This window comes from Halomonas sp. ND22Bw, from assembly GCF_003011945.1.
Classification (GTDB): domain Bacteria; phylum Pseudomonadota; class Gammaproteobacteria; order Pseudomonadales; family Halomonadaceae; genus Halomonas; species Halomonas halophila.
On sequence record NZ_PXWD01000208.1, the window covers coordinates 1 to 425 of the forward strand.

1 protein-coding gene is annotated in these 425 nt (G+C 59.3%); it reads right to left on the bottom strand.

What is annotated here, in order from left to right:
* Positions 1-425: hypothetical protein (locus tag CVH10_RS25750; RefSeq protein ID WP_219924767.1), on the bottom strand; the 425-nt coding region annotated here is incomplete at both ends.

A 425-nucleotide genomic window follows, 5' to 3' on the forward strand; every position in this document is an offset into this window, starting at 1 on the left:
TGTGATGCAGTTGCCTGGCTCAGGTTTCTGGCCTTGCTCGCCCACAATGCCTTGAACGCCGTTCGATGACTGGGTTTGACTAAGGTAGATATTCCTGCCCGGTCCGGGCTTGATGTGGACCTTGTCATACCATGCCGATGACGCGGTCATTGAGTCGAACACGTCCGTGACCAGCATGGGTACAAATGAGAGGTCGGGTGGAGCTTCTGCGCCCGGAAGCGACGACCCCCGGCTCGATCGCGCACGCAGCCGCGCCGCGTCGAGAAGTTCTCTTCCCAGAGCCGACAGCCCTTTCCAGTCGACAGCCTCTCCGCCGTCCTCACACATCTTGATCGGAACCATCACCTTCTGACGGCGCAGTCTGTGGAGAGTCAGCTTGTAGCCAAAGCCAAACTTGGGGACGCACTGGTGGGTGATGATAGCGG